The sequence below is a fragment of the Pseudonocardia lacus genome (assembly GCF_018531445.1).
Classification (GTDB): domain Bacteria; phylum Actinomycetota; class Actinomycetes; order Mycobacteriales; family Pseudonocardiaceae; genus Pseudonocardia; species Pseudonocardia lacus.
The window spans coordinates 17,164-38,045 of the sequence record NZ_JAHDTH010000056.1 but is presented as its reverse complement, the minus strand read 5'-3'; the positions used below and the strand labels follow the sequence as shown (position 1 = coordinate 38,045).

At 73.0% G+C, this 20,882-nt stretch carries 19 protein-coding genes and 1 pseudogene; 10 read left to right on the top strand and 10 right to left on the bottom strand.

All coding sequences use genetic code 11. The features are described from left to right. Nucleotides 1-200 precede the first annotated feature (200 nt). From KIK08_RS14625 to KIK08_RS14605, 5 genes are all read right to left on the bottom strand, one after another. On the bottom strand, nt 201-1,838 hold the full coding sequence (locus KIK08_RS14625) for a flavin-containing monooxygenase (RefSeq protein ID WP_214403677.1): 1,638 nt from the start codon (nt 1,836-1,838) through the stop codon (nt 201-203). A gap of 90 nt (nt 1,839-1,928) precedes the next feature. Then, the gene (locus tag KIK08_RS14620) at nt 1,929-3,221 is read right to left on the bottom strand and encodes an MFS transporter (RefSeq protein ID WP_214403676.1); all 1,293 of its coding nucleotides are present in this window, start codon (nt 3,219-3,221) and stop codon (nt 1,929-1,931) included. A 102-nt stretch (nt 3,222-3,323) separates the two neighbouring features. Continuing rightward, nucleotides 3,324-5,006, bottom strand: coding sequence for a flavin-containing monooxygenase (locus KIK08_RS14615; RefSeq protein ID WP_214403675.1), 1,683 nt, complete (start codon nt 5,004-5,006; stop codon nt 3,324-3,326). Continuing rightward, nucleotides 5,003-5,932, bottom strand: coding sequence for an alpha/beta hydrolase (locus KIK08_RS14610; protein WP_250557012.1), 930 nt, complete (start codon nt 5,930-5,932; stop codon nt 5,003-5,005). Before KIK08_RS14610 ends, KIK08_RS14615 begins: the two co-directional genes overlap by 4 nt. A 316-nt stretch (nt 5,933-6,248) precedes the next feature. After that, nucleotides 6,249-6,863, bottom strand: coding sequence for a dihydrofolate reductase family protein (locus tag KIK08_RS14605; protein WP_214403673.1), 615 nt, complete (start codon nt 6,861-6,863; stop codon nt 6,249-6,251). A 111-nt stretch (nt 6,864-6,974) separates the two neighbouring features. Here KIK08_RS14605 and KIK08_RS14600 point away from each other — a divergent pair, with 111 nt between their 5' ends. The 5 genes from KIK08_RS14600 to KIK08_RS14580 all read left to right on the top strand — a co-directional run bounded on the left by KIK08_RS14600 (nt 6,975) and on the right by KIK08_RS14580 (nt 10,739). Beyond that, nucleotides 6,975-7,310, top strand: coding sequence for a YciI family protein (locus KIK08_RS14600; RefSeq protein WP_214403672.1), 336 nt, complete (start codon nt 6,975-6,977; stop codon nt 7,308-7,310). Further along, on the top strand, nt 7,307-8,539 hold the full coding sequence (locus KIK08_RS14595) for an RNA polymerase sigma factor (RefSeq protein ID WP_214403671.1): 1,233 nt from the start codon (nt 7,307-7,309) through the stop codon (nt 8,537-8,539). The genes KIK08_RS14600 and KIK08_RS14595 overlap by 4 nt, the downstream gene beginning before the upstream one ends. A gap of 157 nt (nt 8,540-8,696) precedes the next feature. Further along, nucleotides 8,697-9,926 carry an MFS transporter gene (locus KIK08_RS14590; RefSeq protein WP_214403670.1) on the top strand — a complete coding sequence of 410 codons (1,230 nt, stop codon included), beginning with the start codon at nt 8,697-8,699 and terminating at the stop codon, nt 9,924-9,926. A gap of 173 nt (nt 9,927-10,099) precedes the next feature. Continuing rightward, nucleotides 10,100-10,549, top strand: coding sequence for a DUF5994 family protein (locus KIK08_RS14585; RefSeq protein WP_214403669.1), 450 nt, complete (start codon nt 10,100-10,102; stop codon nt 10,547-10,549). Between the two features lie 31 nt (nt 10,550-10,580). Continuing rightward, complete coding sequence (locus tag KIK08_RS14580; RefSeq protein ID WP_214403668.1) at nt 10,581-10,739, top strand: DUF6307 family protein; 159 nt, start codon at nt 10,581-10,583, stop codon at nt 10,737-10,739. 83 nt (nt 10,740-10,822) lie between these two features. On the opposite strand, the pseudogene aceE reads toward KIK08_RS14580, so the two are convergent. The 4 genes and pseudogenes from aceE to ctaD form a co-directional block, all read right to left on the bottom strand. Then, nucleotides 10,823-13,426, bottom strand: a pseudogene (gene aceE / locus KIK08_RS14575) (pyruvate dehydrogenase (acetyl-transferring), homodimeric type); the annotation flags it as partial. Between the two features lie 87 nt (nt 13,427-13,513). Further along, entirely contained in the window at nt 13,514-13,894 is a 381-nt protein-coding gene (locus KIK08_RS14570; protein ID WP_214403666.1) for a DUF488 domain-containing protein, read from the bottom strand. Nucleotides 13,895-13,917: 23 nt separating this feature from the next. Continuing rightward, nucleotides 13,918-14,172 carry a DUF3040 domain-containing protein gene (locus tag KIK08_RS14565; protein WP_214403665.1) on the bottom strand — a complete coding sequence of 85 codons (255 nt, stop codon included), beginning with the start codon at nt 14,170-14,172 and terminating at the stop codon, nt 13,918-13,920. After that, nucleotides 14,156-15,889: an aa3-type cytochrome oxidase subunit I gene (gene ctaD / locus KIK08_RS14560; RefSeq protein ID WP_214403664.1), complete on the bottom strand. Its 1,734-nt coding sequence runs from the start codon at nt 15,887-15,889 to the stop codon at nt 14,156-14,158. The genes KIK08_RS14565 and ctaD overlap by 17 nt, the downstream gene beginning before the upstream one ends. A 488-nt stretch (nt 15,890-16,377) precedes the next feature. Between ctaD and KIK08_RS14555 the strand changes: the two genes are divergently transcribed. The 5 genes from KIK08_RS14555 to KIK08_RS14535 all read left to right on the top strand — a co-directional run bounded on the left by KIK08_RS14555 (nt 16,378) and on the right by KIK08_RS14535 (nt 19,606). Beyond that, nucleotides 16,378-16,614 carry a hypothetical protein gene (locus KIK08_RS14555; protein WP_214403663.1) on the top strand — a complete coding sequence of 79 codons (237 nt, stop codon included), beginning with the start codon at nt 16,378-16,380 and terminating at the stop codon, nt 16,612-16,614. Further along, nucleotides 16,611-17,012 (top strand): STAS domain-containing protein, encoded by a 402-nt coding sequence (locus tag KIK08_RS14550; protein WP_214403662.1) that lies wholly within the window; start codon nt 16,611-16,613, stop codon nt 17,010-17,012. The genes KIK08_RS14555 and KIK08_RS14550 overlap by 4 nt, the downstream gene beginning before the upstream one ends. A 77-nt stretch (nt 17,013-17,089) precedes the next feature. Continuing rightward, nucleotides 17,090-17,365 (top strand): DUF3040 domain-containing protein, encoded by a 276-nt coding sequence (locus KIK08_RS14545; protein ID WP_214403661.1) that lies wholly within the window; start codon nt 17,090-17,092, stop codon nt 17,363-17,365. A gap of 78 nt (nt 17,366-17,443) precedes the next feature. Then, nucleotides 17,444-18,673 (top strand): PucR family transcriptional regulator, encoded by a 1,230-nt coding sequence (locus tag KIK08_RS14540; protein ID WP_308257637.1) that lies wholly within the window; start codon nt 17,444-17,446, stop codon nt 18,671-18,673. An 84-nt stretch (nt 18,674-18,757) separates the two neighbouring features. Next, entirely contained in the window at nt 18,758-19,606 is an 849-nt protein-coding gene (locus KIK08_RS14535) for a helix-turn-helix domain-containing protein (RefSeq protein WP_214403660.1), read from the top strand. A 17-nt stretch (nt 19,607-19,623) separates the two neighbouring features. Here KIK08_RS14535 and KIK08_RS14530 read toward each other — a convergent pair whose 3' ends face one another. Continuing rightward, nucleotides 19,624-20,868 (bottom strand): MFS transporter, encoded by a 1,245-nt coding sequence (locus KIK08_RS14530; RefSeq protein ID WP_214403659.1) that lies wholly within the window; start codon nt 20,866-20,868, stop codon nt 19,624-19,626. Nucleotides 20,869-20,882: the final 14 nt, after the last annotated feature.

The window sequence follows — 20,882 nt, the reverse complement described above, 5'->3', positions numbered from 1 at the left end:
ACCGGTCGGCCTGCTCGGCCCAGAACGCCTCCCGATCGGCATCGGCACGGTCATAGGCCTCGGCCGTGACATTGGCCTGCGCGGCGAAGGCATCGCCGGGCGGGAAGCTACGGCTCTCGGTGGACAGATTGCTCAATGTCGGTACGGCCACGGGCTCGGGCCTCACTTCGACAGCCATGCGGCATTCCTCCCGGCCCGGCTCACTGCAGCGCGAACCCGTCGTAGCCCTTGGCGACGACGGTCTCGCAGACCTGGCGGTAGGTGCCGACGCCGCCGGCGTAGGGCATGAAGATCCGCGGCTTGCCCGGGATGTTCGCCCCCAGGTACCAGGAGTTCGCCCGCTTGTAGAGGGTGCGGTCGGCGACCTCGTTGACGTGCTCGACCCAGGAGTCCTCGGCCTCGACCGTGGGCTCGATCCGCGCGGCGCCGCTCGCGCGCAGGTGCTCGATCGCGTCGGCGATGAAGTCGACGTGCTGCTCGATCGACGTGGTCATGTTGGACAGCACCGACGGGCTGCCCGGCCCGGTCACCATGAACATGTTCGGGAACCCGGCCGTCATCACCCCCAGGTACGTGCGCGGGCCCGCGGCCCACTTGTCGCGCAGCGCCAGCCCGTCGCGGCCGGTCACCTCCATCTCCAGCAGCGGTCCGGTCATCGCGTCGAACCCGGTGGCGAACACCAGGACGTCGAGCGGGTAGTGCTCGGCGGAGGTGCGCAGGCCCTGCGGGGTGATCTCCTCGATCGGGTCGCTGCGGACGTCGACCAACGTCACGTTGTCGCGGTTGTAGGTCTCGTAGTAGCCGGTGTCCAGGCAGATGCGCTTGGTCCCGATCGGGTAGTCCCTGGGCGTGAGCAGCTCGGCGGTGTCCGGGTCGCGGACGATCTGGCGGATCTTGGCGCGGACGAACTCCGCCGCGGTCTCGTTGGCCTCCGGGTCGACCGCGATGTCGTTGAACGACCTCAGCAGCTGCGAGCCGCCGATCCGCCAGGCCTCCTCGTAGATCCGGCTGCGTTCCGCGTCGCTGACCGACAGGGCCGAGATGTCGCGCAGGAGACCGATGTTGCTGCCGGTCGGCGACATCCGGGCGAACGCCCGGTGCTCGTCGTAGTTCGCCTTCCAGTCCCGCTCGCGCTCCGGGTCCATCGGCGAGTTCTTCGACGGCAGGCTGTAGTTCGGGGTGCGCTGGAAGACGTACAGGTGCCCGGCGTCCTCGGCCAGCACCGGGATCGCCTGGATGCCGGTGGACCCGGTCCCCACCACCCCGACGCGCTTGCCGGTGACGTCGACACCCTCCCGCGGCCAGCGGGAGGTGTGGTGCCAACTCCCGGCGAACGACCCCAGGCCGGGGAAGTCGGGCACGTTGGTCGCCGACAGGCAGCCGACCGCCATGATCAGGTACGTGGTGGTGATCCGGTCCCCGCGATCGGTGCGCACCGTCCAGCGGTCGAGCTCGGCGGAGTAGGTCGTCGAGACGACCCGGGTCTCGAACTGGATGTCGCGGTGCAGGTCGAACCGCTGCGCGACGTGGTCGGCGTACTCCAGGAGCTCGGCCTGCGGGGCGTAGGCCTGCTTCCAGCTCCACTCCTGCTGCAGCTCCGGGGAGAACGAGTAGGAGTAGGACAGGCTCTCCACGTCCACCCGCGCGCCCGGGTAGCAGTTCCAGAACCAGGTGCCGCCGACCTGCGGTGCCGCTTCGATGACCCGCACCGACAGCCCCGCCTGCCGCAGCCGGTGCAGCGTGTACATGCCGGCGAAGCCGGCCCCGACGACGACGGCGTCGTACTGCGCGACGGAGGTGGCGGCGGCCGGCTCACCGGCCGATTGCGTCTTCAGCATGCTCTTGCCTCTCGATCAGGGGTGTCCGGGACGCGGGGTCCGCCCGCCGGTCCTGCCGGAGCCGTCCGGTGCGGACCCCGCGGCCCGCGCTCAGACGGTCGCCGGGGCGGCCGCGGTGGTGCCGGCCGCCTCGTCCCGCGCCGCCGAGGCCCGCCGGCCGGCGCGGATCGCCACCAGCGACAGGGCGATGCCGGTCAGCCCGGCGACGCCGGCCAGCGCCAGGGCGACGTTGTAGGAGCCGGTCAGGTCGAACGACAGGCCCCAGGCGGGCGCGCCGAACGCCAGCCCGATCCACAGACCCGAGATCACCGTGCCGTAGATGACCGGGAACCGGGCCCGCCCCACGCTCTGCACGGTGACCAGCGGCAGCGCGATGGTCGGCGTGGCCAGCGCGAGCGCGGCCAGCGGGAGGATGAAGAAGTAGGGGGTCAGCCCGTTGCCGCTCAGCAGCGCCATGCCCGGCAGACCGATGATGTAGGCGACCGACAGGAACGCCAGCGTGGCGTGGATGCCCCACCGGTCGTGCATGTAGCCCAGGATCGGCTTGGCCAGCATCCCGCACACGGAGTAGAGCGAGACCAGCAGCCCCGCCGCGGCCAGGTCGATCCCGTCGGCGGCGAACACCGCCGGCATGATGTTCGCGAACGCCGCCTCCAGCCCGAAGATGGCCGCCGCCACGGTCAGCAGGATCACCACCGCGGCGATCCCGCCGGCCAGCAGCTTCGCCCGCCGGGGCGTCTCACCGGTGTCCGTCGCGGCCACCTCGGCCCGCGGCGGGTTGGAGATCAGGAAGATGCCCGGCAGCACCGCGAGCACCGTGACCAGCAGCGCGATCGTCAACAGCCCGCCCTGCCAGCCGAGCGCGGCGATCACCGGCGGGAACAGGAAACCCCAGACGAACCCGCCCAGCCCGGTCGCGGCCGCGACGATCCCGAGGATCGTGCCGCGCCGCTCGTGCACGTGCCAGCCGATCACGATCGTGTTCGCCGCCAGGCTGGTGCATCCCGCCCAGCCGATGCCCAGCGGCACCGAGAGCAGGTAGAACACCATGATCGTCGGGGCGTAGGCCATGCCGACCAGGCACGCCACGACCAACGTCGCCGAGCAGATGACCACGATCTTCGGGCCGCGGTCGGTCATCGCCTTGCCGAGCAGGGTGAACACCGCGGCGCTGGAGAGCGTGTAGATGCTGTACCAGAGCAGGAACTGCGCCGCCGACACCCCGAAGTGCGCGGATCCGGGCACGACCAGGAAGCCCAGCCCGATCGACAGCGAGATCGTCAGCATCAGGGAGAACGCCCCCGCTGTCGACAGTGCTCGCCGCCTGCGGTATCCGGGCCGGTCCGGGTCGTGAACGTCGTTGTCCACAAGCTCACTGGTCATGATCTCTCCCTGGTGGGATCACGTGCTCCGGGGGTGGTTCCTTGCTGCTGGTGGCCGGGCCGCCGGAGGGGGCACCGGCCGTGGCCGGGACGGGTCCGGCGCTCACGCCGATGCCGGTACCGCGCCGTCGTTCTCGACGGTGGATCCGCTGCCGCGCCGGGCCCGGTGGTGGACGAAGCCGGCGTAGCCGTCGCCGGCGACCTGCGCGCACTTGTCGCGGTAGGTCCCGACGCCGCCGCAGTAGGGCATGTAGACCCGCGGCTTTCCGGGGATGTTCGCGCCCATGTACCAGGACGCCGCGGTCGGCAGCAGCGTGCCCGCCGCGAGGTCGTTGACGTGCTCGACCCAGTCCCGTTCGGCCTCGGGGGACGCCTCGGTGCGGACGATCCCGGCGCGCTGGAGGTGGCCGAGGTAGTCGGCGATCCAGTCCACGTGCTGCTCGATCGAGACGATCATGTTGGACAGCACCGACGGGCTGCCCGGGCCGGTCACCATGAACATGTTGGGGAACCCGCTGACGCCGAGCCCGAGGTAGGACTGCGGCCCGGCCGCCCACTTGTCGCGCAGCAACTGCCCACCCGTCCCGCGGATGGCGATCCGGTTCAGCGACCCGGTCATCGCGTCGAAGCCGGTGGCGAAGACGATCGCGTCGCACTCGTACTCGTGGCCGTCGACCACGACACCGCGCGGCGAGATCCGCTCGATGGGCGTGTCGCGCACGCTGACGAGGTCGACGTGCGGCAGGTTGAAGGTCGCGTAGTAGTCGGAGTCGATGACCAGGCGCTTGGTGCCGATCGGGTAGTCGCGGGGCTCCAGCAGCGCCGCGGTCCGCGGGTCCCGCACCAGGCTGCGCACCTTGCCGCGGACGAACTCGGCGACCACCTCGTTGGCCTCGGTGCTCAGGATGGTGTCGGTGAAGATGCCGGTGAGACCGGCTCCCCCGCGCCACCACCGCCTCTCCAGCTCGGTCCGCGCGACGAGCGGGTCGGTCTCCAGAGCCGCCCCGAGGGCGGCGTCGGTCACCAGCCCCGCCCGGCTCTGCCGGGCGAGGTCGCGCAGCACGTCGTACTCGGCCTTGGTGTCGCGCTGCTCGACCTCGGTCAGCGGTCGGTTGCGGGCGGGGATGGAGTAGTGCGCGGTGCGCTGGAAGACCGTGAGGTGCGCGGCCTGGCGGGCGATCACCGGGATCGACTGGATGCCCGACGACCCGGTGCCGATCACGGCCACCCGCCGGCCGGTGAAGTCCACGCCCTCCTTCGGCCAGTCGCCGGTGTGGTGGACCTCGCCGGCGAAGGACTCGATGCCCTCGAACGACGGGATCTGCCACGCGGACAGGCATCCGACGGCGGTGATCAGGTAGGGCGCGCTGGCCCGGTCGCCGGTGTCGGTGGTGACCGTCCAGGTGTTCTCCAGCTCGTCGAACTCCGCGGCGGTCACCGCCGTCCCGAACTCGATGCTGGGCCGCAGGTCGAACCGGTCGGCGACGTGCTCGGCGTAGGCCAGGATCTCGGGCTGGGCCGGGTACCGCTCCGACCACTGCCAGTCCCGCTGCAGGTCGGCGTCGAAGGAGTAGCTGTAGAACAGCGACTCCACGTCGCAGCGGGCACCGGGGTAGCGGTTCCAGAACCAGGTGCCGCCGACACCGTCGCCGCGTTCGAAGACGCGCACGTCGAGGCCGAGCTCGTCGCGCAGCTTGCGGATGAGGTACATGCCGGCGAAACCGGCCCCGACGACCAGCACGTCGTAGCGCCGGGTCGCACCCGGCGCGGTCGCCTCCGCCGTCATCGGGTCCCGGCCCCCGTGTGGTCGCCGACGGCCCCGACGGACTCCCGCAGCCGGCCCGCCAGGTAGCTCACCGCGTCCGCGCTGGCCGGCAGCACGTTGATCATCGAGAAGAAGCCGTGCAGCTGCCCGGTGAACAGCCTGCTCTCGGTCGGCACCCCCGCCTCGACCAGGCGGGCGGCGAAGGCCTCGCCCTCGTCACGCAGCGGGTCGTGCTCGGCGGTCACCACCGTCGTCGGCGGCAACCCGCCCAGGTCCGCCACCCGCAACGGGCTGACCTCCGGGTGAGTCCGATCGGCGCGGGACACGTAGTGGTCGAAGAACCACTCCATGCCCTCCCGGGTCAGCAGCAGCTGGTTCGCCGGGTCGAGGTAGGAGTCCCGGGTCGTGTCGGAGTCGGTGACGGGGTAGACCAGCAGCAGGTGCGCGAGTTCCGGGCCGCCGCGGTCCCGGGCGCGCAGCGCCGCGACGGCGGCCAGGTTGCCGCCGGCGCTGTCGCCGCCGATGACGACCGGAACCCGCCGACCGGCGATGGCCTCCAGGTTCTGCGACACCCATTCCAGCGCCGCCCAGGTGTCCTCGACCGCGGCCGGGAACGGGTTCTCCGGCGCTTTGCGGTAATTGACCAGGACGACCACCGAGTTGGATTCGACGGCCAACTGCCGGCCCAGCGTGTCGAATCCCTCGATGTCGCCCAGCACCCAGCCGCCGCCGTGGCAGTACACGACGACCGACCGGGGAGCCGCGGACGGCCGCAGCACCCTGACGCCGAACCGGCCGCCGTCGGCCGAGGTCAGGACCTCGTTCGACACGCTCTCCATCGCCGGACCCGTGCCGTACATCGCCCAGGAGGCGGCGCCGGCAAGACGGGCCTCCACCGGGGTGGATTCGTGGATCGGCTTGCGCCCCTGTTCGGCCACCGCTGCCATGAGGGCGCGGGTCGCTTCGTCTATCGCCATTGATATCGCTACTCTCTCGGGGTGTACGCGGCCGCCGTGGCCATCGGTGAACAGTCCGAGCTGTTTCGGTTCCAGGAACCGGACGGCTACCAGACTGGATGCCCGAGGTGATGCAGCGCACTGGCCACTCGGCCAGAAAGTAGGGGCAACTCTGCGACAGTTGGCCGTCGACGACGGGGCGTCGAACTGCTCCGGGGTGGCGTCGGCGCCCCCCTGCCGCCCGATCCGGTCGCGTCGCGATTGCTCCCGTGCGGGCCGGCCGGCGGGCGCCGACGACCGGCCGGTGCTACGCGGCCGTCCGCCCCTCCGCCGGGACGGTGTAGGTGAGCAGGACCTTCCCGGCCGGCAACTGCTCGACCGAGCTCAGCTCCATCCGGTGCGGCCGCGCGGTGCTCGCGAACAGCGGGGTGCCGCCGCCGACGACGAGCGGGTAGGTGATCAGCCGCAGCTCGTCGACGAGCCCGGCGTCCAGCAGGGCGACCACCACGCGCGCCCCGCCGACCAGGTAGATGTCCTTGCCGGGCCGCTGCTTGAGCGCGGCCACGTCGGACACGTCGCGCAGGAACGTCGTGCCGGGGAGCATCGAGGTGGTCAGCGTGCGGGAGAGCACGTAGTGCGGGGTCCGCGTGATGAACTCGGCCCACTCGCGCTCGGCCGGGGTCGGCGGCTCGCCGGTGATCCAGGCCGGGGTGTCGGGCTTGTCCTGGATCCCGCTCCAGTACTGCTCGTAACCGGGCCACATGCCCCCGCCCAGCAGGCAGGCGTCGATCCGCGGGGTCAGCCCGTAGTCCTCCGACCACGCCTCGACCCACCCGGCGTGGCCCTCCGTCCCCTCGGTCTTCCCGTCCAGGGACACCTTCATCGCGGCGATGATCTTGCGCATCTCTGCGTCCTCCGTCATGCGGTCGTGTCGCCGGGGAGCCCCGGCACCCCACCGACGAACGGGGTCGCCGCGGTTCGACATCGCGGACGAGGAAGTCGAGGAACTTCGCCGATGCGCTTGGATGGCGGCATGAAGTACGTCCTGCTCATCTGCGACGACGAGGTCGACGCCCCGACGAACGAGCAGCTCGCGACCGATCCCGCGCACACATCGTGGCTGGCGGAGCTGCACCGGCGCTCCGACGTGCGGGCCATGGCCCGGCTGCGCCCGGTGCTGGACGCGACCACCGTCCGAGTCCGCGACGGCGAGACCCTCGTCTCGGACGGGCCGTTCGCCGAGACCAAGGACTTCGTCGGCGGCGTCGTCCTGCTGGAGTGCGCCGACCTGGACGAGGCGATCGCGATCGCGGCGGGCCACCCGTACGCGCGGCGGGGCTCCGTCGAGATCCGCCCAGTCTGGGAATGAGCGCGTCGCGGTCGGAGGTCCGGGGGGCCGTCGAGGCGGCGTACCGCGACGAGTGGGGCCAGGTCGTCGCGACCATGATCCGGCTGACCGGCGACTGGGACCTGGCCGAGGACTGCGCGCAGGAGGCCTTCGCCGCGGCGCTCACCGCGTGGCCGCGCGACGGCGTCCCGCGCCGGCCCGGGGCGTGGCTGACCATCACCGCGCGCAACCGGGCCACCGACCGGCTGCGCCGCGACGCCGCCGGGGCGGCCAAGCTCCGCCGGCTCGCCGCGCCGGCCCCCGACGCGGACGGTCCGGCGCCGGAGGAGATCCCGGACGAACGGCTGCGGCTGATCTTCACCTGCTGCCACCCCGCGCTGCCGTTCCCGGCCAGGGTGGCGCTCACGCTGCGCACGCTGGCCGGGCTGACCACCACCGAGATCGCCCGGGCGTTCCTCACCGCCGAGACGACCATGGGCCAGCGGCTGAGCCGGGCGAAGCGCAAGATCCAGGAGGCCGGCATCCCCTACCGGGTGCCGCCGGCCGAGCTGCTGCCGCCCCGGCTCGCCGCCGTGCTCGCCGTGCTCTACCTGATCTTCAACGAGGGCTACGGCGAGCAGGACGGGCGCCGCGCCCTGACCGCCGAGGCCATCCGGCTGGCCCGGGTGCTGGTCGCGCTGATGCCCGCCGAGCCCGAGCCGCGCGGCCTGCTGGCGCTCATGCTGCTGCACGAGTCCCGGCGGAACACCCGCGTGCGCGACGGCGTGCTGGTCACCCTGGAGCGGCAGGACCGCGCCCGGTGGGACCGCGCCCTCATCGACGAGGGCGTGCGGGTCCTGGACGAGGCGCTGGCGCTGCGCCGCGCCGGCCCCTACCAGGTGCAGGCCGCGATCGCCTCCTGCCACGCCACGGCCCACGACGCCGCCGCCACCGACTGGGCCCAGATCGCCGGCCTCTACGCGACGCTCGCCCGGATCGCGCCCTCGCCCGTCGTGGAGCTCAACCGCGCCGTCGCGGTCGCCATGACCGACGGCATTCCCGCCGGGCTCGCCCTCGTCGACGCGGTCGCGGCGTCCGGCGGCCTCGACGGGTACCACCTGCTCCCCGCCACCCGCGCGGACCTCCTGCGCCGGCAGGGACGCCCCGGCGAAGCCCGGACGTCCTACGAGCAGGCGCTGGCACTGGCGCCGAGCAGCGCCGAGCGCCGCTACCTCGCCGAACGGCTGCGCGAGCTCGCACCGGACGGCTGACCGGGAAGTGCCGGCGCTCGGGCTGTCCCCGCCGCCGTGAGCCCTCCCCAGCTCCACGCCGACCGCTGTGACGCACCTCATCAGGTGTCCGCGGCGGATTCCCGCGCGCCGGTGGGTCTTGATCCGGACCTCGATCCGACCACCGCAGGAGCACCCGATGACCGATTCCCCGACACGTGCGAGCGCCGAGCCGGCGAGCCCGGCCCCGGGCCGGGCGAACCGCACCCTGGCCGTCCTGTTCGGCGGCATGTTCGTGATGGGCAGCGTCGAACTGCTGGTGGTCGGGATGCTCGACCTGATCGCCGCCGACCTCCGGGTCCCCGTCGCGACCGCCGGTGCCCTGGTCACGGCGTACGCGCTGGGCCTGGCCGTCGGTGGGCCGGTCCTCACGGCGCTGACCGTCCGGTTGGGCCGGCGCACCGTGCTCGTCGGGGCGCTCGCGCTGTTCGCGCTGGCCAACCTGGCTGCGGTGCTGACCACCGGCTTCGGGCTGCTGCTCGCCACGCGCGTGCTCGCCGGTGCTGTGCAGGGCGTGTTCATCGCCGCCGCCTTCGCCACGGGCACCGCGGCCGTGCCGCCGGAGCGGGCCGGCCGGGCGATCTCGGTGGCGATCTCCGGGGTCGCGGTGTCCGGCGCGGTGGGGGTGCCGGTGGGCACGCTGCTCGGCCAGCTGCTGGGCTGGCGCGGCTCGTTCACCGCGGTCGTCGTGCTGGCCGCGCTGGCGCTGGTCGCGGCGCTGGCGCTGGTCCCCGCGGTACCCGGCACCACCGCCGGGGTCGGCGACCAGGCCCGCCACGCGTTCGCGCCGCGGGTGCTCGCCGTGCTGGCGCTGCACGTGCTGGTGTTCGCGGCGGTGTACGCGGCGCTGACCTACGTCGTGCCGTTCCTGAACACCGTCACCGGCGTCTCCGGACCGCTGGTCAGCGTGTTCCTGCTGGCCTACGGCGCGGCGACGGCCGTGGGATCGTTCGGCGGCGGCCGCTTCGCCGACCGCGACGCCGCCCGCACGCTGGTCGTGGCCACGACGGGCACGGCGCTGTGCCTGCTGGCGCTGTACCTCGTCGGCTCCGTGCCCGTCCTGGTGGCGCTGGTGCTGCTGGCGCTGGGCCTGGTCGCGATGGGCATGACGCCCTCGCTGCAGTACCGGGTGGTCAGCCTGGCCGGGCCCGGCGGCGGGCTGGCCCAGTCGCTGCCCGCCTCCGCGGTGAACATCGGCATCGCCGTCGGGTCGTCCGCCGGCGGTGTGGCGATCGCCGGCTCCACCGCCTCCGCTGCCGTGCTGACCGGCCTGGGCCTCGCCGTGGTCGCCGTCCCGGTCGCCTGGGCGACCAGCAAGCTGCAGCCGCCTTCCACCGACCCTCGCGACCACCCGGCGAACCCCGGGTGACCGGTGCTGCACCGGTCACGATCCGGCGCCGATCCCGCCGGGACGTCCCCACCTACCAGGTCAGGTATAGGGTCGAGGGGTCGGGAGCGTTCCCGCGCAGGCGTCCGGCCCGCGTCGTCCTCGGTTCACGCCAACTACCGGGCGGCCCGCCACCCGGGGACCGGAGCACCGACATGGCGTCGGCATCCCTCGCGGACGACACGATCCCCTTCGCCGACCGCCCCGGCATCCGGTTGGTGCTGAAGCCGGGCTCCGTCCCGCCGTCCGGGTTCGTCGACGGGGGTTGGTGGCCGCGGTCGCGCGACCTGCCCGCCGAACTGCCCGCGCTGCTGGACGCGCTGGCACCGCGGATCGGCCGGGTCGAACACATCGGCTACCGCCTGCAGGACTGGGACCGGGCCGCGGGCCGGGTCGTCGTCGACGGCACCACCGTCCGCCTCGGCGGCTTCCGCTCCGGGCCCGCCGACACCCTCGACGTCACGGCCGACGCGCACCGGCTGACCCTGCTCGTCGTGCCGCCGGACACCGACCCCGACACCGCGGACCGGGCGGTGCGCGCGGCCGGGCACCCGGGCAACACCGACGACACCGCCTCCCTGCTCGACCGACCCGCCGCCCGCTAGCCCGCCGCACCACCCGACGAGAGGAACCACCATGTCCACCACCACCGCGTACGTCTCCCTGCACGACCAGCGGATGAGGCTCATGGCCGAGGCGATGAGGGCGCACTCCGACCTGACCGAGGAAGCCGCGCTGGCGCTCGCCGGCCACGCGCTCGACGCGCTCGACCACATCCCGGAGAAGGTGCGCTGAGCGATGCGGTGACCGGGCGGCGGTGGGCCGGGCTGCGGGGGCGGCGAACGACCAGATCACATGATCGACCCGACGGAGTCGTCCAACTCCCCCCGCCGCACCAGCCGCTCCAGGACCCGCCGGACGATCGCCGGTGCGTCGACGCCGAAGTGGCGCCGCAGTTCGGCCCGGGTGTCGGAGCGGCCGAACCCGTCGGTGCCCAGGGACGACCAGTCCCCCGGTGCCCACGGCGCGATCTGGTCGGGCACCGCCCGCATCCAGTCCGAGACGGCCACCACCGGCCCCGGCCGCTCCCGCAGCCGGCGGGTGACGTGGGGGATCCTCGGCGGGGCCGCGGGGTGGCGGTGGTTCCAGTCGTCGGCGGCGAGGGCCTCGCGGCGCAGCTCCGTCCAGGAGGTCACCGACCAGACGTCGGCGAGCACGCCCCAGTCGCAGTGCAGCACCCGCTGGGCCTGCAACGCCCACCCGACGGCGATCCCGGAGGCCAGCACCTGGGCCCGCGGTCCGTCACCGGCCGGGGCGTCGGCGACCCGGTGCATCCCGGCGAGGATGCCGTCGACGTCGACGTCGTCGGGCTGCGCCGGCTGGCGGATCGGCTCGTTGTAGAGGGTGAGGTAGTAGAAGACGTTCGGGTCCTCCCCTTCGCGGGGCTCCCCGTACATGCGCCGCAGTCCGTCGCGCACGATGTGGCCCAGCTCGAACGCGTAGGCGGCGTCGTAGGCGACGCAGGCCGGGTTGGTCGAGGCCAGCAGCGGTGAGTGCCCGTCCTGGTGCTGCAGGCCCTCGCCGTTGAGGGTGGTGCGCCCGGCGGTGGCACCGAGCAGGAACCCGCGCGCCATCTGGTCCGCGGCCGCCCACAGCCCGTCCGCCGTGCGTTGGAATCCGAACATCGAGTAGCAGATGTAGATCGGGATCATCGGCTCGCCGTGGGTGGCGTAGGAGGTACCGGCCGCGGTCCAGGAGGCGACCGATCCCGCCTCGGTGATGCCTTCGTGCAGCAGGACGCCGGCCGGGTCCTCCTGGTAGCTGAGCAACTGCCCGCGATCCACCGACAGGTAGCGCTGCCCGTGCGGGGAGTAGATCTTCTTGGACGCGAACAGCGCGTCCAGCCCGAAGGTGCGGGCCTCGTCCGGGATGATCGGCACGAACCGGTGCCCGACACCGGGGTCCTTCATCAGGTCCTTGAGCAGCCGGACGAACGCCATCGTGGTGGCGACCTCCTGACGGCCCGATCCGCGCCCGGCCACCGCGTACGCCGGATCGCCGGGCAGCATCAGCGGTGTGCTGTGCGCCGTGCGCGCGGGCAGGTAGCCGCCCAGGGCATGACGGCGTTCGTGCAGGTAGACCAGCTCGTCCGAGCCCTCGGGGGGGCGGTGGTAGGGCGGCAGCGTGCTGTCCATGGCCGAGTCGGGGATGTCGAGGCAGAGCCGGTCGCGCAGCCTCCTGAGGTCCTCGGGGGTCAGCTTCTTCATCTGGTGGGTGGCGTTGCGGGCCTCGAAGGCCGAGCCCAACGTCCAGCCCTTGATGGTCTTGGCGAGGACCACCGTCGGTCGCCCGGTGTGCTCGGTGGCCGCGCGGTAGGCGGCGTAGAGCTTGCGGTGGTCGTGCCCGCCGCGTCCCAGGCCCCGGATCCGGGCGTCGGACAGCTGCTCGACCAGCGCCGCGGTGCGCGGATCGCGGCCGAAGAAGTGCTCCCGGACGAACGCCCCGGACTCGGCCTTGAAGCTCTGGTAGTCCCCGTCCGGTGTGGTGTTCATCAGGTCGACCAGCGCGCCGTCGGCGTCGGCGGCGAGCAGCGGGTCCCACTCCCGGCCCCAGACGACCTTGATGACGTTCCAGCCCGCGCCGCGGAAGAACGCCTCCAGCTCCTGGATGATCTTGCCGTTGCCGCGGACCGGGCCGTCGAGGCGCTGCAGGTTGCAGTTGACGACGAAGACGAGGTTGTCCAGGTCCTCGCGGGCGGCCACGCCGATCGCGCCGAGGGCTTCCGGCTCGTCCATCTCGCCGTCGCCGAGGAAGGCCCACACGCGCTGCCGGCTGGTGTCGACGATGCCGCGGGCGTGCAGGTAGCGGTTGAACCGGGCCTGGTAGATCGCGTTGAGCGGGCCGAGGCCCATCGACACGGTCGGGAACTGCCAGAAGTCCGGCATCAGCCGCGGGTGCGGGTAGGCGGGCAGGCCGCCGCCCCGGCGGGAGAGCTCCTGGCGGAAGCCGTCGAGCTGGTCCGCCGACAGGCGGCCCTCCAGGAACGCGCGAGCGTAGATGCCCGGGCAGGCGTGGCCCTGGACGTAGACCTGGTCGCCGCCACCGTCGGCGCCGTGGCCGCGGAAGAAGTGGTTGAACCCCACCTCGTACAGCGAGGCGGCCGAGGCGTAGGTGGAGATGTGTCCGCCCACCGCGATCCCCGGCCGCTGCGCCCGGTGCACCATCACCGCGGCGTTCCACCGGATGGAGGCGCGGATCCGACGCTCGATCCGCTCGTCGCCGGGGAACGGCGGTTCCGCGGCCGGGGGGATCGTGTTGATGTAGTCGGTCCCGTGCAGATCCGGTACGTCCACCTGCCGCTCGCGCGCCCGCTGCCACGCGCTGAGCACCAGCCGCCGGGCACGCCCACGGCCGGCGTGGTCCACCACGCCGTCCACGGAATCCCGCCACTCCTCGGTCTCGGCGGGGTCGAGGTCGGGAAGCGGGCTGGACCACCGGTGGGGGGGTCGCCGCTCGGTGCTGGGGGAGCGTGGTCATGATCTCGTCCTTCCGGTCGGCGATGGGCCCGGTCATCGGTCGGTCCGCGGGCCCTCGTCGAGCAGGTCCGCGAGGACGGCCGCGTGGCTGGTCCCGGGCTGTCGGGTGGCGGTGAGCAGGGTCGACGTCCGCTGCTGCGCCACCGCGCGCAGGTGCGCCAGCGCCTCGGCGCGTCCGGGATCGTCGAGCTCGGCCCGGTACCGGCGGCAGAACTCGTCGAACCGGGCCGGGTCGTGCCCGTACCACCTGCGCAGCGCAGGAGACGGCGCGATCTGCGGGCACCACTCGTCGAGGTCGGCCTGCTCCCTGGTGAGGCCACGGGGCCAGAGCCGGTCGACCAGCACGCGGATGCCGTCCTGCGCCGTGCGGCCGTCGTAGACCCGGCCGAGCCGTACACGGGCCGGTGGTGGCATGGTCCGACTCCCGTCGCGAGCGTTCATCCGGTGATCGATGTGGGTGGGGCCAGCGGCCAGTGGGCGGCGATCTCGGCATCCGTCGGGGGGCGCGGGCCGATCAGCAGCACGGCGCACAGCGTCAGCCCGGCGACACCGGCGACCACGTCGACACCCCATCGGTGGTCGACGTGCCTGGGGCGCGGGGCCGGGCCGAACAGTCCGACCAGCGCGGGATCCTCGACCAGCAGCCGGCGTTCGATTCCGCGGAGCAACTCCCGTTCACGGTCGTCGAGCACGTCGCACCTCCTGGGCGGTGACCTCCGATGGCGCGGGCGACTGGCGACCCGCACCCCGCACGGCGTGGGCCTCACCGCGGAAGCGCTCCACCATGTGCGGGTAGTGCAGTTCGAAGGCCGGGCGCTCGGAGCGGATCCGGGGCAGCTCGGTGAAGTTGTGCCGCGGCGGCGGGCAGCTCGTGGCCCACTCCAGGGAGTTCCCGAAGCCCCACGGGTCGTCCACCGTGACCACGCGGCCGTAGCGGTAGCTGCGGAACACGTTCCAGACGAAGGGCAGCGTGGACGCGCCGAGCACGAACGCCCCGATCGAGGAGATCGAGTTCAGCACCGTGAACCCGTCGGTGGGCAGGTAGTCGGCGTACCGGCGGGGCATGCCCTCGTTACCCAGCCAGTGCTGCACCAGGAACGTGAGGTGGAACCCGACGAACGTGAGCCAGAAGTGGACCTTGCCCCAGGTCTCGTCGAGCATCCGGCCGGTCATCTTCGGGAACCAGAAGTAGATGCCGGCGTAGGTGGCGAACACGATCGTGCCGAACAGCACGTAGTGGAAATGGGCCACCACGAAGTAGGTGTCGGTGACGTGGAAGTTCAGCGGCGGCGAGGCCAGCAGCACCCCCGTCATCCCACCGAACAGGAACGTGGCCATGAAACCGACGCTGAACAGCATCGGGGTCTCGAAGGTCAGCTTGCCCTTCCACATCGTGCCGATCCAGTTCACGAACTTGATCCCGGTGGGCACCGCGATGAGGAAGCTGGTGAGCGAGAAGAACGCGAGCAGCACCGCGCCGGTGGCGAACATGTGGTGCGCCCACACCGAGATCGACAGGACGGTGATCGCGACGGTGGCCAGCACCATCATCCGGTAGCCGAACACCGGCTTGCGGCTGAACACCGGCACGATCTCGGTGACGATCCCGAAGAACGGCAGCGCGACGATGTAGACCTCGGGGTGGCCGAAGAACCAGAACAGGTGCTGCCACAGGATCACCCCGCCGTTGACCGGGTCGAACACGTGCGCGCCGAGGTGGCGGTCGGCCAGCAGGCCGAACAGCGCGGCGGTCAGCACCGGGAAGGCGATCAGGATGAGGATCGCGGTGAAGAAGATGTTCCAGGTGAAGATCGGCATCCGGAACATCGTCATGCCCGGCGCGCGCATGCAGACGATCGTGGTGATGAAGTTGACCGCGCCGAGGATGGTGCCCAGCCCGGCGACGAGCAGGCCGGTGATCCAGAGATCGGCTCCCGCCCCGGGCGAGTGGATCGCCTCCGACAGCGGGGTGTAGCCGGTCCAGCCGAAGTCCGGCGCGCCGCCCGGGGTGAGGAAGCCGGACATCACGACCAGCGCACCGAGCAGGAACAGCCAGTAGGAGAACGCGTTCAGCCGCGGGAACGCCACGTCCGGGGCGCCGATCTGCAGCGGCACGATGTAGTTCGCGAACCCGAACAGGATCGGCGTGGCGTAGAGCAGCAGCATGACCGTGCCGTGCATGGTGAACAGCTGGTTGTACTGCTCGTTGGACAGGAGTTGTTGCCCGGGCACCGCGAGTTCGCCGCGCATCAGCAGCGCCATCGCCCCGCCGACGAGGAAGAAGAAGATGCAGGTGACCAGGTAGAGGATCCCGATGTCCTTCGGGTCGGTGGTCCGCAGCGCCTTCAGCAGTGCCGAACCCTTGACCGACCGCCGCGCCGGGTGCGGACGGTGGATGGTGGTCTGCATGAACGACCTCCTCGACCGCCGACTGGGCCCCAACCTCCTCTCCCCCACGCTCGGCCACAGCTGTCGCGGCCGACCAATTCGGCCCTCGAAATCTGCCGGACCCGGGCAACCCCCGATCGCCCGTCAACCGAAGGGGTGTGATCGGCGCCGACCTCGTCGTCGCGGACCGGCAGCCCGGCGCCGGCTTCTGCCGGGCACCGGCAAGTCCAACCGCTCGAGTCGACCGACGGCGGCCGGTGCCGCCGGCCCCCCGCACGGGGCAAGGTTGTGGGTGACGGACCGCGATGCCACCCATCCGCCGGTGGGCGCGGCGCTCGGCCACCGCCGAGCCGCCGAACCTGCGCGTCCGGTCAACCTGAACACGAGGCACATCCATGTTGCACACGTCATCGGACACCGCCGACCGGTCAGATGCCCTCGCCTGCTGGTCGGCCGTCGCGCTCCTCCGCTCGGGCCAGCACGGTGCGCTGGGCGACGAGGAGTTCGCGGTGCACCTGGACGAGCTCCTGTGCGCCGTGAGCCGGGAACTCGAGGCCGACCTGGAGTCGGTGCCGAAGACGGTGCGATGCGCCGCCGTGGACCTCGCCGGGCACATCGTGCGGCGGTCGTCGATCCCCGTCCCGCGCTGGCTCGCCGGCAACCGTGCCGGTGAGCCGGGTCGGCATCCCGATCACCCGGCGGGTGTCCCCTTCAGCCGGTCCATCCGACTCGGGCGCATGGGATGACCCTCCCGACGGCGAACGGCCTGCTGGCGGTAGCGGTCGCCGAGCCGACACCCCATGTGTTCGTGGTGCGATTGTGCGGCGAGCTGGACATGTCCAGCGCGCCCGCGCTGCACCACGTCCTGGATCCGCTGGTGAGCCGGGCGGCACCGCGCCGGTTCGTGCTGGACCTGAGCGGGCTGCGGTTCCTCGGGTCGCCCGGCATCTCGATGCTGGTCGAGCTGCGCAAGCGGACAGCGGCCCCGGGACCGGCGGTGCTCCGCCTGGCCGGCCCGAGCCCGGCGACCGTCCGGGTCCTGACGATGACCGGGGTGCTCGGCCTGTTCACCGTGCACGACAACGTCGAGGACGCGCTGGCCGGGACGGACGCCCCACGCGCCGACCGACCGGCTCCGCCCTGACCGCTGCGCCCGCTCGCCCCATGCACGTCGCCCGACCTGCCGATCACCGGGCAGGTCCTGCCCGAGGAAGGTGCGCAATGCTCGATGACCACGAGAGGAAGGCCCTGCGCGAGGTCGAGCGCCGGCTGCTGCGCGAGGACCCCGGCTTCGGCCGGGACTTCGACGCCCGGGCACGGCGGCTGTCCCACCCTTCGCACGCCGGGGTGGGGATCAAGATCTTCCTCCTCGGCGGGTCGCTGATGAGCGCGCTCGTCCTGCTCGCCGGGTCGCTCAGTGGCGCCGCGGCGGTGGCCGTCGCGACCTGGCTCATCTGGCTGACGTGGCGGTACACGACGGTGGCGGGCCCGCGATAGGCCTGGCCCGGTGGCCCGAGGACAGATCGGAAGACCGGTGCGACCGTCCGCGGCAATGCGGCGAGAAAAGGGGAACCCGTGACGGAGTTGGGAGTGCGGCCGCGAAATGCCCACCCCGCGTCGCCGATCGCCGACGACACGTGGCTCGCCGGGGTGGCCCGAGCCGCCAGCCGGCAGACGGGCGTCGCGGCCGAGCTCCTCGGGGACTACCTGACCCTGCTGGAGGACGCGGCCGTCACCGGCCGCAAGCCCCAGGCGTCCGACCTGGACGCGGTCAACCTGCTCGGACGACGGGCCGCCGAACTCGGCGTGTCGGCCGGCAGCGTCGTGCAGCTGTACCTGTCGGCGGCACGGCGGCTGTGGGCGGAGCTGCCGATGGTGATCCGATCGCGGGACAACCGGGCCGTGCGGGCGGCCGCCGACGCCGTGCTGACCGTGGTCGACGCCGCGGTCGCCAGCCTGGCCGAGGGCTACACCGAGGCCCGCCGGCAGATGGTCCGCTGGGAGGAGACGCTGCGGCTCGAGTTCATCGACGACCTGCTCCGCGGCCACGCCGACATCGGTCGGTTGGTCGAGCGGGCCGAGCCCTTCGGGTTGGACATGGGCCGACCGCACCAGGTCGCGCTGGCCGCGCCCACCGGCCGGCTGCAGGGCGCGGAACCGGCCATCGGCGCCCTGGAGCGGGCGATCGTGCAGCGCGTGGGCGACCGCGACGTGCTGGTGGCGGTCAAGGACGGCTGGATCGTCGTGATCGCTCCCGCCGACGCCGACGTGCCCTCGCCTCCGCCGGGATCGAAGCGGCTCGGCGACTTCGTGCTCGCCGAGCTCGACCGCTCGCACCGCACGCGGCCGTGGCGGGTCACCGTGGGGCGGCCCTACCCGGGCCCGTACGGCATCGCGCGCTCCTACGAGGAGGCCCGTGAGGGCCTCACGATGGCGGTGCGGCTGCACCTGGACACCCCGGTGATCCACGCCGAGCAGCTGCTGATCTACCGCGTGCTCCTGCGCGACCAGCCCGCCATCGCCGATCTCGTCCACTCGGTGCTGGGCGTGCTGACCCGGGCGCGTGGTGGGGCCGAACCCCTGCTGGCCACCCTCGAGTCCTACTTCGACACCGGCTGCGTGGCCACCGAAGCCGCGCGGCGGCTGCACCTGTCCGTCCGCGCCGTCACCTACCGACTCGCCAAGGTGCGCACCCTGACCGGCTTCGACCCCACCGACCCCGCCCAGCGGTTCACCATGCACGCCGCCGTGCTCGGCGCGCGCCTGCTCGGCTGGCCGGACCACGACCTGATCCGCCCGGACTGACGACGAGCACGTCGCCGCGGCTCCCCCCGCAGACGTTCTGCGACACCGCGGAATGCCGACGGCGCAACCGTGCTTGATCCGGGCGTGAGCGATGTCAGCGATCCCGGCGATGTCGACGCCCTGTTGCACCGCCTGCGCTGGACGACGGTCGATTTCGGCCGCCGTTCGGTCCCCGCCGGTGCCGTCCAGCGGATCGGGGGCCGCGGGTTCCCCCTGCACTACGTGGTGGCCGGTGCGGTCGAGCTGCGCCGGCCGGGGGTCGAGTCGCTGGCCCTGCGCGCGGGTGACCTCGTGCTGCTCCCCCACGGCGGTACCGCCGACCTGCACGCCGGCGCCGACACCGTGCTGCTGGGCGGGGCGCTGGCCCTCGACGGCGCGGCGGCGCAGGTGCCGCGCCGCGTGCCGCCGGTGGTGCTGGTGTGCGGGTTCGCCACCCGCGAACCCGCGTTCGCCGCCCTGCTGGACGCGATGAACACCGAGGTCGCCGGGGCGCGGCCGGGGAGCTGCCCGGTGCTGCGGCGCCTCGGCGAGGTCGTGGCGGCGGCCGGGGTGCGCGCGTGGGTGGAGAGCGGTTGCGGCACCTCGCGGGACTGGATCGCCGCGCTGCACGACCCGCACCTGAGCCGCGTGATCGACGCCGTGCACGACGACCCCGGTTCGCCGTGGACGGTCGCCTCGCTGGCCCGGGTCGCGCGGACGTCGCGCTCGCAGTTCGCCGACCGGTTCCGCACCGCCGTCGGCGACACCCCGGCCCGCTACGTCGCCCGGGTGCGGATGGAGCACGCCGAGCGGATGCTGAGCACCGGCGTGCCGGTGGCCGTGGTCGCCCAGCGGCTCGGCTACGACAGCGACGCCGGCTTCAGCCGCGCCTTCCGCCGGCACGCCGGGACCGCCCCCGGCAGCTGGCGCCGGGAGCGGTCGGGCGCTGCCTGATCCCACAGCCTGAACCCTCAGCGCGCGGCGGGCTCCGGGACGCGGGTGCGGGCACGGCCCGCGCTCGCGAGCACGAGCCCGCCGAGCACGGCCGCGACGGCCGCCCCGGTCAGCGTGCCCCGCACCCCGACGCCGTCGACGAGCAGCCCGCCGATCGCGGCGCCCGCCGTGATCGCGACCTGGAAGGCGGTGACGACGAGCCCGCTCGCGCTCTCCAGCCGGTCGGGGGCCATCCGGGCGGTCCAGGTCTGCACCATCGTCGGTACCGCGCCGAAGCCCAGCCCCCAGATCGCCACGGCCACGCCCGCGATGAGCGCCTGCACCCCGTCCAGCGCGAGCAGGACGGTGCCGATCCCGACCGCGACCGGCGCGGCGATCACCAACCCGGTCAGGGCGCGGTCGGCGAGCGGCCCGGCGACGAGGTTGCCGGCGAAGCTCGCCAGCCCGTAGACGACCAGCAGCAGGGCGAGCAGCCCGGGGGTGAGCCCGTCGAGCGCGGCGAACGCCGAGCGGACGAACGTGAAGGCCATGAAGTGCCCGCCGGCGATGAGCACGATCGCGACGACGCCGAGCGCGACGACGGGCCGCCGGGCCGTCGCGACCAGCGTCGCGACCCCGGGGGCGCCGGCCGGGGGCACCGACGGCAGCGCCGCGAGCTGCACGACGAGCACCAGCGCGCCGGCCGCCCCGGCGACCAGGAAGGCCGCCCGCCAGCCGAGCAGCTCGCCCAGCACCGCCCCCGCCGGGACGGCCGCGATGGTGGCCAGCGCGACGCCCGTGTTGACGACCGTCATCGCCCGGCCGAGCCGGTCGGCCGGCACCAGCGACGCGGTCACCGCCAGGGTCAGCGCCCAGAAGCCGGACAGCGCCAGGCCGAGCAGCAACCGCGACACCAGCATGACGGCGAAGTGCGGCGCCACGGCGACCGCGACGTCGGAGATCGCGGCCGCGGCCGTCAGCCCGACCATCACCAGGCGCCGGTCGGCGCGGGGCAGGAGCGAGACCACCAGCGGGCCGCCGACGATGCCGGCGAGGCTGGTCGCGGTGACCAGCTGGCCGGCCGTGCCCTCGGTGACGCCGAGGTCCGCCGCCAGCAGCGGGAGCAGGCTGGCCGGCAGGAACTCGCTCGCCACCAGGGTGAAGATGCCCAGCCCGAGCGAGGCGACGGCGAACCAGGCCGACCGCGGCGGGGTCGGGTCCTCGAGCGCGGGAGGCTGTGGGGGCGGGGACGGGTGCGGGGACGGGTGCGGGTGCGGGGACATGGACTTCCTTTCTC